General features: G+C 63.8%; 11 protein-coding genes. 4 read left to right on the top strand and 7 right to left on the bottom strand.

What is annotated here, in order from left to right; all coding sequences use genetic code 11:
• Positions 1–93: 93 nt before the first annotated feature.
• From B5F89_RS00055 to ilvA, 7 genes are all read right to left on the bottom strand, one after another.
• Positions 94–1,116 carry an ABC transporter substrate-binding protein gene (locus B5F89_RS00055; protein WP_087429777.1) on the bottom strand — a complete coding sequence of 341 codons (1,023 nt, stop codon included), beginning with the start codon at positions 1,114–1,116 and terminating at the stop codon, positions 94–96.
• Between the two features lie 41 nt (positions 1,117–1,157).
• Positions 1,158–2,165, bottom strand: a complete 1,008-nt coding sequence (locus B5F89_RS00050) for an ABC transporter substrate-binding protein (protein ID WP_087429776.1) — start codon at positions 2,163–2,165, stop codon at positions 1,158–1,160.
• 593 nt (positions 2,166–2,758) lie between these two features.
• Positions 2,759–3,754: a ketol-acid reductoisomerase gene (gene ilvC / locus B5F89_RS00045; RefSeq protein ID WP_087429775.1), complete on the bottom strand. Its 996-nt coding sequence runs from the start codon at positions 3,752–3,754 to the stop codon at positions 2,759–2,761.
• A gap of 235 nt (positions 3,755–3,989) precedes the next feature.
• Positions 3,990–4,475 (bottom strand): acetolactate synthase small subunit, encoded by a 486-nt coding sequence (ilvN, locus tag B5F89_RS00040; protein WP_087204453.1) that lies wholly within the window; start codon positions 4,473–4,475, stop codon positions 3,990–3,992.
• Positions 4,476–4,477: 2 nt separating this feature from the next.
• A complete protein-coding gene (ilvB, locus tag B5F89_RS00035) occupies positions 4,478–6,610 on the bottom strand; it encodes a biosynthetic-type acetolactate synthase large subunit (RefSeq protein ID WP_343206312.1) in 2,133 nt (710 codons plus the stop codon).
• A complete protein-coding gene (gene ilvD, locus B5F89_RS00030) occupies positions 6,607–8,265 on the bottom strand; it encodes a dihydroxy-acid dehydratase (RefSeq protein ID WP_087429774.1) in 1,659 nt (552 codons plus the stop codon). Before ilvD ends, ilvB begins: the two co-directional genes overlap by 4 nt.
• An 827-nt stretch (positions 8,266–9,092) precedes the next feature.
• Complete coding sequence (ilvA, locus tag B5F89_RS00025; RefSeq protein WP_087429773.1) at positions 9,093–10,313, bottom strand: threonine ammonia-lyase; 1,221 nt, start codon at positions 10,311–10,313, stop codon at positions 9,093–9,095.
• A gap of 219 nt (positions 10,314–10,532) precedes the next feature.
• On the opposite strand from ilvA, the gene B5F89_RS00020 reads away from it, so the two are divergent.
• The 4 genes from B5F89_RS00020 (at position 10,533) to B5F89_RS00005 (ending at position 14,173) form a co-directional block, all read left to right on the top strand.
• Positions 10,533–11,381 carry an ATP-binding cassette domain-containing protein gene (locus B5F89_RS00020; RefSeq protein WP_087429772.1) on the top strand — a complete coding sequence of 283 codons (849 nt, stop codon included), beginning with the start codon at positions 10,533–10,535 and terminating at the stop codon, positions 11,379–11,381.
• Between the two features lie 174 nt (positions 11,382–11,555).
• Positions 11,556–12,041, top strand: a complete 486-nt coding sequence (locus B5F89_RS00015) for a hypothetical protein (RefSeq protein WP_087429771.1) — start codon at positions 11,556–11,558, stop codon at positions 12,039–12,041.
• 321 nt (positions 12,042–12,362) lie between these two features.
• Positions 12,363–13,043, top strand: a complete 681-nt coding sequence (locus B5F89_RS00010; RefSeq protein ID WP_087429770.1) for a hypothetical protein — start codon at positions 12,363–12,365, stop codon at positions 13,041–13,043.
• Complete coding sequence (locus tag B5F89_RS00005; RefSeq protein ID WP_087429769.1) at positions 13,040–14,173, top strand: hypothetical protein; 1,134 nt, start codon at positions 13,040–13,042, stop codon at positions 14,171–14,173. The genes B5F89_RS00010 and B5F89_RS00005 overlap by 4 nt, the downstream gene beginning before the upstream one ends.
• The last annotated feature ends 151 nt before the right edge of the window (positions 14,174–14,324 follow it).

Genomic DNA, 14,324 nt, shown 5'->3' with positions numbered 1-14,324 from the left:
CGTCGAGGCGCAGGTAATGTGACAGTGTAGCAGGGACCGCGGGAGCCTGCCACTGGAGCTCGTCGCGAAATGGAGTGGAAACGCTCAGGCGCCTTACGCCGCGCTCACGTCCTCGCCGCCCTCGTCCACGAGCGCCGAGACATCGACGCCGATCTCATCGGCCGTCGCCTGGTTGAAGACGAGGTCGCACTCGGCAGCGCTCATGGTCTCAACGGGCATCTCGGCCGGGTCGGCGCCCTCGGCGAGGATCTCGACGGCCATCTCGCCGGCGCGGTAACCGAGCTCCTCGTAATTGATGGAGATCGAAGCCAAGCCGCCGGCCTCGACCATGCCGACCTCGCCGCAGATGGTGGGGACCTTGGCCTCGTTGGCAATCGAGGCGACCTGCGTCATCGCAGCGGCGATGGTGTTGTCCGTCGGCGTGTAGATGGCGTCGACCTGGCCGACCATGGACTCCACCACGGACTGAATCTCGTTGGAGCTCGAGACGGTGAACTCGACCCCGGTGAGACCGATAGCCTCGAGTTCCTCCTTGGCCATGGCGATCTGGATGTCGGAGTTGGACTCGGCGGTGCAGTAGAGCAGGCCGACGGTCTTTGCCTCGGGGACGAGCTTCTGGAGCAGGTCGATCTGATCGGCAACGGGGTTCATGTCGGAGGTGCCGGTGAGGTTGCCGCCGGGTGCATCGTTGTCGGCAACGAGGTCGGAGGCGGCAAAGTCCGTGATGGCGGTGCCGATGATGGGGATGTCGCTCGTCGCACCCGCAACCGCCTGCGCGGCAGGGGTTGCGATGGCGAGGATGAGGTCGCAGCCGTCGTTCACGAGCGTCTGCGCAATCGTCTGGCAGGCGGACTGGTCGTTCTGCGCGTTTTGTTGCTCGATCTCGTAGGTGATGCCGGAGTCGTCGAGCGCCTTCACAAAGCCGGCGTTGGCGGCATCAAGAGCGCTGTGCTCGGTGAGCTGCAGCACGCCGATCTTGTAGGAGGTGCCGGAGGCGGCGCCGGAACCGGCGGGCGCCTCTTCCCCACTGCAACCGGCGAGCGCGATGGCGCCCGTCGCTACGGCGGTAGCGGCAAAACCCTTAGCAAACATGCGGCGATCGATAATCGTAGCCATGGTGAAATCCTTTCTTGGAAGCCCCAAAGGGCGGGGGTGCGCTAGACGATCTCTGCGCCCTCAAGACCCGAGATATCGACGCCGACCTCATCTGCCGTCTGCTGGTTGGCAATGAGCTGGCAATCCTCGGCCTCGAGGTACTCAATGGGCATCTCGGCCGGGTCGGCGCCCTCGGTGAGGATGCGCACGGCCATCTGGCCGGCCTTGTACCCCAAATCGTAGTAGTTGATGCTGTAGGAGGCGAGACCGCCGTCCTCAACCATGGTGTCGCAGCCCACGATGACGGGCAGCTGATGCTCGTTGGCGACCATGGCGACGGTGGCCATACCTGCGGCGATGGTGTTGTCCGTCGGCGTATAGACGGCGTCTACCTTGCCCACCATCGACTCGACGACCTGCTGAATCTCATTGGAGCTCGAAACGGTGTAGCGCTCGTGAGCAATACCCGCCGCGTCCAGCGCCTCCTCGGCCATCTTGATTTGAACCTCAGAGTTGGCCTCCGCCGTGCAGTAGAGCAAACCGACGGTCTTTGCCTCGGGGACGAGCTGCTCGAGGAGCTCGATCTGGTCGGCGACGGGCGTGAGGTCGGAGGTGCCCGTTACGTTACCGCCGGGCGCGTCGTTATCGGCAACAAGGCCGGACTCGGCAAAGTCGGTAATGGCGGTGCCGATGACGGGGATGTCGGTGGTCGCGCTCGAGACAGCCTGAGCGGCGGGCGTGCCGATGGCGAGGATGAGGTCGTCACCGTCGTTCACAAGCTTGGACGCGATCGTCTGGCACGTAGGCTGATCGTTCTGCGCGTTCTGCTGATCGATCTCGTAGGCGATACCCGCGTCATCGAGTGCGGCCACAAAGCCCTCGTTAGCGGAGTCAAGCGCTGCGTGCTCCGTGAGCTGCAGGACGCCGATTTTATACGTAGTACCGGTAGCAGCGTCGTCCGATGCCGCGGACGAGCCCCCTACCGTACCGCCGTTTCCGCCGCAGGCAGCAAGCGCAAGAGCAAGGGCTCCCGTAGCAAGTGCCGCGCCAAAGGTCTTGAGTCGCTTCATGATGCGAGCTCCTCCATTCGAAGACGAATACTTCCCACCGGCTCCGTGCGGCACCGTGCATATGCGAGCCGCCGTCCGCACACGCTCATCGGCCAGAGGCCGGCGCGCGCTTTTGCCGGGTGCTGTCCATAATAGACAAGCCCCCGGCGTCGCCGGGGGTGTCACCAAGTGTTAACCTAGCGCGCACGCTCCGCGCGCCCAAGATACCGTTCGCCGAATTTGCGCCATCGATACCCCATTGCGAGGTATGGCCCTCTTGTGCCCCGCTCAGATGCGGTACGACGGCTGCCGGGGAGCACACCGCTCGGCAAACGCAGCGCGGGCCGCAACGAGCCGCTCCCCCTCCGTCTGTCCTGCTTCCCAGTCTACGCCACAGCGCGCGTTCGCAGGCGCCTGTTTGGTCAAATCACCCCGCGAGAGGGCATTTCCCACGAGGGCGAACCGGCTGAGACACGCATTTCGCCTCAAGCGCACGCCCCACATGACCCATAGCCAGAAGAAAAGCGTCCTCCGCCAACCGCAGAGGACGCTTTTCCGAGCGCGCGATTGCCCCCTCGCGCACCGATTTGACCAAACGACAAAAAACGAGCGGGCTACTTCTTAATCCAGGTAAACATCGAGCGGATCTTCTCGCCCGTCTTCTCAATCTCGTGCTCGTTGATCTTCTCACGCTGCTCGAGGAGCCACTTGTGGCCGTTGTTGCAGTCGTCCACAAACTCCTGCGCAAAGCTGCCGTCCTGGATGCGCGCGAGGATCTGCTTCATGGCCGCGCGGCTCTCTGCGTTGATGACCTTGGGACCGGCGTAGTACTCGCCGTACTCGGCGGTGTTGGAGATGGAGTAGTTCATGAAGTGGATGCCGCTCTCGTACATGAGGTCGACGATCATCTTCATCTCGTGGTAGCACTCAAAGTAGGCGAGCTCGGGCGGATACCCAGCCTCGGTAAGGGTCTCGAAGCCGGCCTTCACGAGCTCAACGAGGCCGCCGCAGAGCACCGCCTGCTCGCCAAAGAGGTCCTCCTCGGTCTCCTCCTTGAAGGTTGCCTTGATGATGCCGGAGCGGGCACCGCCCACGCCCCAGCAGTACGCAAGCGCGATGTCCCAGGCGTTGCCCGTGGCATCCTGCGCCACGCAGGCCAGATCCGGCACACCGGAGCCCTCGGTGAACTGACGGCGCACGATGTGACCCGGGCCCTTGGGGGCGCACATGATGACGTTCACGTCCTCGGGTGCCTTGATGTAGCCAAAGTGGATGTTGAAGCCGTGGGCGAAGGCGAGGGTGTTGCCCGGCTTGAGATGGTCTTTGATGTGCTCCTCGTAGACCTTGGGCTGGGTCTCATCGGGAACGAGCATCATGATGAGGTCGGCCTCCTCGGCGGCGGCGTCCATCGTCATGACCTTGAGGCCCGCCTCCTCGGCCTTTGCCCAGCTGCTGGAACCCTCACGCAGACCAACGCGCACGTCGCAGCCCGAGTCGAGCAGGTTCAGCGCATGGGCGTGGCCCTGACTGCCGTACCCGATGACGGCCACCTTCATGTTCTGGATCACCTCGGGCTTGCAATCCTGCTCGTAATAGATCGTAACGGCCATTTCCAACTCCTTACCTTATCGGTTCTAAAACCCTATCTGCTATGGTCACCGCATCCAGATACACTGCGGCAAAACCCTACTGTTGACTCACACGCAGGTACGGTCGCACAAGGTGCCGGGCGGTGCCTCACCGTCTGCAAGTTCCGCACGAGCCGGAGGCGCCAGCGGCGCCTCCGTGCGAGTCAGGACTGCCCGAAGCGGATGGCGAGGCACCGTCCGGCAGCCCGTGGCACGCTTAGGCGTCCCGCGCCCCGCGGCTCATCGCAATCTTGCCGGTGCGCGTGAGCTGACGGATGCCGTAGCTGCGGAAGAGGTCTTCCATCGCGTCCAGCTTGCTCGCCGTGCCCGTCGCCTCCACCGTGAGCGAGTTTTTGCCCACGTCGACGATGTTGGCGCGGAAGATGTTGGCGATTTCGATGATCTCGTGCCGGCGGTCGGGCGGAGCCACCACCTTGAAGAGCACGAGCTCGCGCTCGATGGCGTCCTCCTCGGTGAGGTCCGAGATTTTGTAGACGGAGACGAGCTTGTGCAGCTGCTTGGTGAGCTGCTCGTAGGCGACCTCGTCGGCGTTGACGATGATGGTCATGCGGCTCATGGTCACGTCCTCGGTGGGGGCAACCGTGAGCGAGTCGATGTTGAACCCGCGGCGGCTGATGAGTCCCGTCACGCGGCTGAGCACACCGGGCTTGTTCTCAACGAGTACAGAGAGGATGTATTTCATCGCTACTCGCCTCCCTTCGGGGCCTCGTCATCTGCGGCGATCGCCGGGCGCGCCTCGGCGCCCATCGCAGGGTCGGAGACGTGCGTGGCGCCGCCCGTGCGCGATGCGCCGTCGGTACGCTCGTTCAGGGGCAACGGATGGGCGATGTCGCCCGCCGTCTCGCCCGCCGGGCTCATGCCCTTCTCGGTCACACGCACGCCGCCCAAGGTCACGTCGATGGCGCCGATGATGTCGTCGATGGCGGCACCGGGGGCGACCATCGGGTAGACCGTCTGCGCCGTGGGGATGATCACGTCGAGCAGGTACGGGCCGTCGGAGGCGAGCATGCGGTCGAGCGCGGCGTCGATCTGGTCGGGATGGTTGATGCGCTCTGCGCCCCAGCCGTACGCCTCGGCGAGTTTGACAAAATCGGGGTTGGCGGTGAACTCGGTGCAGCTGTAGCGCTCGTGGTAGAACAGGCGCTGCCACTGGTGCACCATGCCGAGCGCGTTGTTGTCGATGAGCAGGATCTTCACCGCGACGCCGTTGCCCACGGCCGTTGCCATCTCCTGAATGTTCATCTGGATGGAACCGTCACCGGCGATGCAGACCACCTGCGCGCCGGGGCGGCCGATCTTGGCGCCAACCGCCGCGGGAAAGCCAAAGCCCATGGTGCCGAGGCCACCGGAGGAGATGAACGTGCGCGACTCCTCGCGATGGATGTGCTGATGCGCCCACATCTGGTGCTGGCCCACCTCGGTGGTGACCACGCTCGCGTGCGGGTCGAGCTTGGCGGAGAGCGCCTCGAGCACCTGCTCGGGGGCAATGCGGTCCGGGTAGTCGGCAAAGTCCTCGGTATAGAACGGCCAGCGCTCGCGCCACGAGAAGACGGTCTTCACCCACTCCTCGTCACAGGGCTTTGCGCCTACGCGATCGAGCCGCTCGTTGATGGCGGACACGATGTTGCGCGCGTCGCCCACAATGGGCACGCGGGGGTCCACTACCTTGCCAATCTCTGCCGGGTCGATATCGATGTGGATGAACGTGGCGTGCGGCGCAAACTCAGAGAGCTTGCCCGTCACGCGGTCCGAGAAGCGCGCGCCCACAGCGATGATAAGGTCCGCCTCGGTCATGGCCATGTTGGCGTACTTGGAGCCGTGCATGCCCACGGGCCCGAGGTTCAAGGGGTTCGAGCACGGCACGGCGGCCTTGCCGATGAGCGTCGTCACCACGGGAATCTGCATTTTCTCGGCGAGCTCAACCACCTCGGCGCAGGCATGGCTCGTCACGCAGCCGCCGCCCACGTAGAGCACGGGGCGCTCGGCCTCGCGAATGAGCTCGACCGCCTGGCGCACCTGCTTGGCGTTGCCGCGGTACGTGGGCCGGTAGCTCGGAATATTCACCTGATCGGGGTAATGGAAGACCATCTCCTCGCCCGCAAGGTCGGAGGGGATGTCAATGAGCACGGGGCCGGGGCGCCCGGTCGAGGCGATGTAGAACGCCTCGCGGAACGTCCGGGTGAGGTCGTCGTTGCTCTGGAGCAAGAAGCTGTGCTTCACCACGGGCATGGTGATGCCCACGATGTCCGCCTCTTGGAACGCGTCGGTGCCGATGACGCCGCGCGTCACCTGGCCGGTGATGACCACGAGCGGCACAGAGTCCATGTAGGCCGTGGCAATGCCCGTCACCGTGTTGGTGGCGCCGGGGCCCGAGGTCACCAGCACCACGCCCACACGCCCGGTCGCGCGCGCATAGCCGTCGGCCTCGTGCACAGCGGCCTGCTCGTGGCGGGCCAGAATGTGGCGAATCTTGGTCGAGTCGTAAAGTGCGTCGTAGATCTTGATGGCCTGGCCGCCGGGGTAGCCAAAGAGCACGTCCACACCCTCGGCCTCAAGCGAGGCGATGATCGCCTGCGCGCCGGTCATGGTCTTGCCCTCTTTGTCCGTATGGCTGCCCGGACCAAAGGGCTTGCCCGAGATGGCGAGCTCCTTTAAGGCGAGGCGCTCCTCACGCGTGGTGCCGTCGCCCGCGCCCTCGCGCGGCGCCACGGCGCTCGTGCACCGGTGCTGGCGGATGTCGTCGGGCATGTCGGGCGTGCGCGGGCTGCCCGCCATGGAAGCTGCGGCACAAGCGCTGGTGTTCGTCTGGTCGATCATGAGAGATACGCCCCCTTGTCTGCAGAAGTGACGAGCTTGGCATAACGCGCGAGCACGCCGCGGGTGTACTTGGGCGCCGGCGGCTGCCAAGCGGCGCGGCGGCGGGCGAGCTCCTCGTCTGCCACCTTGAGCTCAAGCGTTCCGGCCTCGATGTCGATGGCGATACGATCGCCCTCCTTCACAAGCGCGATGGGACCGCCCGCCGCGGCCTCGGGCGAGACGTGACCGATGCACGGGCCCTTGCTCGCGCCGGAGAAGCGGCCGTCGGTGATGAGCGCGACGGAGCGGTCGAGCCCCATGCCGCAGATGGCCGAGGTGGGCGTGAGCATCTCGCGCATGCCCGGGCCACCGGCCGGCCCCTCGTAGCGGATAACCACCACGTCACCCGGGTTGATCTTGCCGCCAAAGATGGCCTCGCAGGCGGCCTCCTCGCTATCAAACACGCGCGCCGTGCCCTCAAACTGCCACATGTCGGGCGCGCAGGCGCTCTTCTTGACCACGCCGCAGTCGGGCGCGAGGTTGCCCTGCATGACCTTGAGGCCGCCCACGGGCGAGAAGGCGTTGTCGACCGTGCGAACGATCTCGCCGTCCGCGGGCGGAATCTCGGCAATCCACTCCGCCATGGTGCCATGGCAGGTGAGGGCGTCCTCGCGCAGAAGGCCCGCGCGGCCGAGCTCGCCGATGATGGCGGGGATGCCGCCCACGGCGTTCAGGTCCTCGATGTGGAGGTTCGACGCCGGCGCAATGCGCACGATGTTGGGGGTCTTGGCAGAGACCTCGTCCCAATCCTGCATCGAGATGTCGCAGCCCGCCTCGTGCGCGATGGCCGTCAGGTGGAGCATCGTGTTGGTGGAGCCGCCAAAGGCCATGTCGAGCACCATGCCGTTGTAGACGGAGGCCTCGTTCAGGATATCGAGCGCGCAGGTGCCCTGCTCGACGAGTTCCATCACCTTCATGCCCGTCTTCTTGGCGAGGCGGATGCGCTCCGCGTACACCGCGGGCACGGTGCCGTTGCCGGGAAGGGCAAGGCCGAGTGCCTCGGCGAGGCAGCAGATGGAGTTTGCCGTGAACATGCCCGAGCAGCTGCCGCAGGTAGGACAGGCCGTGTTCTCGAGCCAGGCGCACTCCTCCGGCGTCATGGTGCCCGCCGTGACGGCGCCCACCGCGTCAAAAAGCGTGTTGAGATCGGTTTGGCGCCCGCACTTGTCACGCCCGGCGAGCATGGGACCGCCAGAGACGAGCATTGTGGGGATGTTCAGACGCGCCGCAGCGATGAGCATGCCGGGCACGATCTTGTCGCAGCTGGGGATGAGCACCATCGCGTCGAACTGATGACCCTGGATGGCGCACTCAACGGAATCGGCAATGACCTCGCGGCTCGTGAGCGAGTAGTGCATGCCCTCGTGGTTCATGGCGATGCCGTCGCATACGCCGATGGTGTTGACCTGAAGCGGCGTTCCACCCGCCATGCGAATGCCCGCCTTTACGGCGTCGGCGATCTGCTGCAGGTGAATGTGGCCGGGGATAACCTCGTTTTGCGCCGAGACCACGGCAACGAGCGGGCGCTCGAGCTCCTCGTCGGTGAGCCCGTCCGCCTTGAGAAGGCTCCGGTGGGGGGCACGCGCCAGCCCCTTCTTTACGGCATCGCTTCGCATCTTGCTTCACGCCTCGCTTCCCGTTAGGCGAGCCTTCCTGCCGGCTCGCTCACATGTATCAGAAATGCGAGGTAAGGCGCCGCATGTTGCGCGGCCCTCGAAGCGCGATGCCCGTAACGGGGGCTCCGGCGCGGCATACTGGCGGCGGTGCTTCGCGGGGATCGCCCGCGCTGGCTCGCACGCGTTCAGCCGAGCTGCTCGAGGGTATGTTCCCGGTCACCCGCCGCGGGTTCTCACACTGTCCCGCTCGCTGTGGCACGAACGCCCGGTACTCGCCCTGTCAACGCATTTGCTGAGTTTGGCAAGTATCGCCGAGCGCAGGCGTGCCCGCGGTGGTATGCAACAACGGTAACCAGCTCGAAACAAGGCAATCGGCAGGCGGCAGCGGGCGACGGCTGAACGGAACGCACGCGGGATATGGAGGCACTTCCCGAAAGGCGCGCTCTACCTAGAATTGCTTGCACCCGTTTCTTAGTCAAACACAATTGCTCGGATGGGCAACTTCGGCAAGAGATGCAGATGTCTAAATCAGGCCAAAGTACGCAAGGCCGGAAGCGTCTAGCGCAGTCGCGCGCGCTGAAAGATTGTGTATACCGAAACAAATTGTGTATACCGAAACAGGCCGCAAACACCCTCGTCTGGGCAAGTCGCCGCGGAATTGCTCGCAAAATCCCAGCTAAAGGACGTGTCGTCAACGGGCCATCTATTCGCTGGGAAAGTTTCGGTATACACAATCTTTCGGTATACACAATTCTCCCAGTGTCTGCGTCGTACCTACCGGCGTGAAATGTGCCGATAGGTGCAAGACGCGCGAATTGATGCAATCGCTACAGCGCGGTCTGGACCACCGTGGGGGTAAAGCCGGCGCGCTCGAGCGCCTCGACGATCTGGCGCTTGTGCTCCTCGCCAAACGCCTCGATGGTGACGCGCAGCTCCACAGCGGCGTTGCGGTTGGTCGAGACAAACTGGTTGTGCTCGAGCTTGATGACGTTGCCGTTCTCATCGGCGATGGCGGAGGCTACCTTCACGAGCATGCCCGGACGGTCCGGCAAAAGCACGCTTACCGTGAAGATGCGCCCGCGCTGGATGAGGCCGTGTTGCACCACCGAGCTCATGGTGATGACGTCCATGTTGCCGCCGGAAAGAATCGACACCACGCGGCGGTTCTCGGGCGCTAGATGCTTGAGCGCCGCCACCGTGAGCAGACCCGAGTTCTCGACAATCATCTTGTGGTTCTCCACCATGTCGAGGAACGCCACGATGAGCTCGTCGTCCGGCACGGTGATAACGTCGTCGAGGTTCTTCTGGAGGTACGGGAAGACCTTATCGCCCACCTCGAGCACCGCGGTGCCGTCAGCGATGGTGTTCGCGCCAGGAAGCTTCACGGGGCTGCCCGCCTCGAGCGCGGCCGTGAGGCTCGGCGCGCCCGCCGGTTCCACACCGATGACGCGGATCTTGGGGTTGTAGAGCTTGGCAAACGTCGCCACGCCGCAGGAGAGCCCGCCACCGCCCACGGGCACGAGGATGGTGTCGACCAGCGGCAGCTCCTGCACGATCTCCATCGCGATGGTGCCCTGGCCGGTCGCCACCACGGGGTCGTTGAAGGGATGGATAAAGGTCATGCCCTCGCGCTCGGCGAGCTCAAGGGCAAAGTCGCACGACTCGTCGTACACATCGCCCGAAAGCAGGACCTCGGCACCGTAGCCCTTGGTGCGCTCCACCTTGATAAGGGGCGTGGTCGTGGGCATGATCACCACCGAACGGGCGCCGGCGCGCGTGGCGGCAAAGGCCACGCCCTGCGCATGGTTACCGGCACTTGCCGTGACGATGCCGCGCTCGAGCTCTTCGGGCCCCATCGTCGAAATCTTGTAGTACGCGCCACGCACCTTGTAGGCTCCCGTGCGCTGCATGTTCTCGGGTTTGAGCCATACGCGGTTGCCGCACTGCGCGGAGAAATACGGGCTCTCAACGAGCTTGGTCTCCTGCGTGACCTCTTTGACCTTTTGCGAGGCCTCCTCAAAGGCGTCGAGCGTGAGCATCTCGGGCATGGCGCCCCCTCCCCTGGCCGCCTGCGCGCGGTCGGGGGCGCAAACGGCAATGAAATACTTTTGTTAGATAAAGTAGCATCATAGCAGAGCCCGCCCTCTTCGCGGCGTGCGGGCGCACCCGGGGCGAAAACGGTTGGAAACAATCCGCGGCGGGCACAGGCGAGGCGGCGCGCAGCCGTAGTACAGTTACAAACGCAACAGCAGCAACGGGGGTACGTTATGGACGAGACGCAGGGCGCACCCAGCGCACAGAACGCAACAGACGCGCGGAACGCAACGAATACGCAGCCGCTCTTTCAGATTCGCGATGCCGAGGTGGTTCGCGCTGGCCGCACCATTCTCTCCGTAGGCAATTTCGACCTTGCCGAGGGCGAGCATGTGGCCCTGCTCGGCCCCAACGGCGCCGGCAAGTCCACCTTCATCCAGCTCCTCACGCGCGAGGTCTTCCCCCTCCATCGCGACGAGCCGCCCGTGCGCTTCCGCGGCCAGGCGCGTCCCCTCCTCTCCGATATCAAGCAGGCGCTCGGCATCGTGTCCGCCACCATGCACGACCAGGTGCGTGTCCATCTGCCTGTTGACCAGATCGTGATGGGCGGCATCTTTGGCACACTGGGACTCCCCAAGCATGTCGACGTGCCCGAGTCTGCCCTCCCACGCGCAATCGAGGCCCTCGACCGCTTGGGCATTGCCGACCTTGCCGACCGCGACGTCATGACCCTCTCGACTGGCCAGGTGCGCCGCGTGCTCGTGGCGCGCGAGCTCATGAGCGACCCCAAGATCCTCATCTTCGACGAGCCCTGCACGGGTCTTGACCCCGAGGGCATGTATCACGTGCGCGAGACCATGAGCCTACTCGCCGCCGAGGGGCGCTCCGTGGTACTCGTCACCCACTACCCCGAGGACATCATCCCCGCTATCGACCGTGTCCTGCTCATCAAGGATGCCGAGGTCTTTGCCGACGGCCCCAAAGCTGAGCTCATGCGCGACGACGTGTTGAGCGAGCTGTTTGGCGTGCCGCTTGAGGTCGAGGAGCATAACGGCTGGTACGCCCTGCGCGGCAAATACTAAGAGGCTGCCGCGCCTGCACTTGTTCACCTGCACAGGCGCCAAGCGCGCGGCGCCACCCTCCACACCCGTGAATGACCTGCGCAGATTCGCGCGTCTTTGCGCTTCATGCGGATGGATGCGGCGCGCAAGGGTAAGATGCACGAGTCTAACCAAAGCAGAAAGAGCAGGTCTTACATGCAAAACTTCATGAACGGCCGCAACGGCGTCGACGATTTCTCCGCTGCACTCGGCGGCATCGGCGTGGTGCTCGCGCTCGTCGGCACCCTGTTCCAAGTGCGCGCCGCCTCTTACATTGCGCTCGCGATCCTCGTCCTCGCCCTCGTGCGCGCCTTCTCCAAAAACATCTCCGCCCGCCGGGAGGAGAACGAGGCGTTTTGCCGCCTCGCCGCGCGCATCCCCGTAATCGGCAAGTACTTCGGCGGCAGCTCGCACGCCGGTAGCACCGGACGCAGTACAGGTAGCGCCAAGTCGTCAGCCGGCTCCTCCGCAAGCGACCTCAAGCGACAGGCCCGCGTTGCCAAGAAGATGTGGAAGGAGCGCAAGGAGAAGGCGTTTCTCAAGTGTCCCAACTGCGGCACCATGCTCTCGGTCCCACGCGGCAAGGGCAAGATCATCGTCACCTGCCCCAAGTGCCACGCGCGCATGGAGACCAAGTCCTAACAAGCCGGGACGCTCGCTCGTCCGATTTTGAAACCCGGAGCCGACGCTCGCAAGACTTCGCGACCCGAGGTCCCCGCCCCTGGCAACCCGAAAGCCCGCAATCTGTGCAATCTATGGATATTCGCCCCGCCCGAGGATGCGTCCTCGCGGCGGGGCACCTCATTTTTGACCCCTCTGAGCTGGCCGGTTAGATAACGCTCAAAGACGTATCAAGCGACTGTTCAAACGGCGTCAGCGAGCGGCGTCATTCTGTTTGACGGCCTGCATATCCTCGGGGGACGCGCTCGCAAAAGGCGGGCGCATCGACACCGAGGAGGTCTTATGGCAGACGAGAAAACTATCGAGCACGACGTCGACATCGTGGGCATGTACTGGCAAGCGCACAAAGAGGAGGTCCTCGACCTCGCAAACGCCATGTTCATGGGCTTCGTGGAACCCGCATTCCTTTTTGGCAAAGAGCCCCACCTCACGCGCGAGGAGATTAGCCCTCTCTTTAGTGAATGGCTTCTCTTTGAGTTTCCCGGCGTGGAGGGGCGCTCGCCGTTCTCGTGGTTTGTCACGCACCACAAGCAGACGGGGCGTCGCCTGAACGCGGACCAGCTCATACGGCTCAGGCAAATCGAGCGGACACAGTTCTTCTCGCGCTTTGAGATCCATCGCAAAGACCTCGAGCGTGGCACGTGCACTCTCATCGACGTCTGCGACGACCGTCGCTACGAGGTGGCCGACTCCTACCTGTGCTCGGTTGAGCGTTGGCGCGACGGTACTATCGCCCAGCGCATCGCCAAGGTTGACGGCAAGTGGTATCACGTCGGCAAGGTGTATCTCTACGACATTGCCGAGCCGCGCTACACCGCTCTCGACGGCCCCGGCATGATCCACCCCGAGGACCTCGCCGATAAACCCGAGGTAATGCTCGCAGGATTCTACCTTCGGCTTCTGCGGGACACCATCGGTATCGACGGGCGTTACCGCAAGAGCGCGTCGATCCTTAGCGCATGATGACGGAGGGAGTGAGTGCGCCGCAGGATATGCCCGGCGCGAACAAGCAGCAAAATACCGAAGCGCAATGCTCCGCTTTGCATGATGCCCAAGCGTGCGGCAACGCCGCTCACGTCCCCCTGCGAACGTACCTTCAGGTCCAGCATGATCTTGAGCGGGGACTTATTGCCGCAGAGCGTGACTGCTCCTGTTTTGTTCCAGCAACGAGGGCAGACGCAATGGCTGCCCTCCGCATGCTTAAGTCAGAATATCTCGTCTCTCCCTTTAAAGGGCTCTATGCCCGGCGCTCCTCTTGGGTGGAGCTTGATACATCCCAGCAAACGCTCCATATCATGCGCGGCATAAACCAGCTGCATCCAGCATGGATCTTCAGATCTCACAGTGCCCTGCTGGCGTGGAATATCGATATCCCGTACATCCTCCAGCGACTGATTCTCATCATTGCAAAACGCATTCCCTCAAATCGCTCCGCCCTGAGCGCACGTCGTCTTTTGGCGCGCGACCGCGTCGTCACCGTATCAGGAATGCCCGTCACCGATATAGGGCAGTCCCTTTGGGAATCCCTTTCCGATTTGCCCTTCGAATTCGCCCTTGCCATAGCAGACGCAGCCATACGAAGCGGGAGCCTCGCTACCAGCACGCTGACTGAACTCCTTGAATCCGAGCAGGAGCAACAGCCCCTTGCACAGCGTCCCCTGTTCGTCGCTTCCTATGCCTGTGGCGCCGCAGAAAGTATCGGCGAATCCCGCATACGCGCACACTGCATCTCCGAAGGGTATGCGATACCCGAGCTTCAAGTAACCATAACCGATCCGACTGACCCTCAGCGCACCTATCGAGTCGATTTCCTATGGCGTCTGCCCGACGGGCGCCTGGTCATTGGAGAGTTCGACGGAGAGGGCAAGTATTTCGACCCAAAGATACGCACCACCCGAACGGCGCAGGAAGCCATGCTTCGGGAGCGTCAGCGTGAAAGCCGATTGACCATCTACGGCATACCCGTGCTGAGGTTCACCAACGATGAACTCCTGCGCCCCGCACGTTTTCACAACCTTATGGATGCTGCTGGCATCCCGCGAGATTCTAAGGCGGCGAAAACCTGGAACGCCAAATGGAGTGCGATGGTCTGAGACGTGTGCAATCGGCACACCCTGTGTGCAATCGGCACGCTTGGGACTGCGGACAAAAAGTTGGACCGCGGGGCGGTCCGGACGGGAGGTCCGCATGCACAGCAGGGAGGACGTGGAGCTGGCGCTGATGGCGCTCGAGGAGGGCTGGACC

Origin of the sequence: Collinsella sp. An307 (assembly GCF_002161805.1) — a bacterium.
Taxonomy (GTDB): domain Bacteria; phylum Actinomycetota; class Coriobacteriia; order Coriobacteriales; family Coriobacteriaceae; genus Coprousia.
Note: the sequence above shows the minus strand (reverse complement) of the source record. Positions and strands in the feature narration are given on the sequence as shown.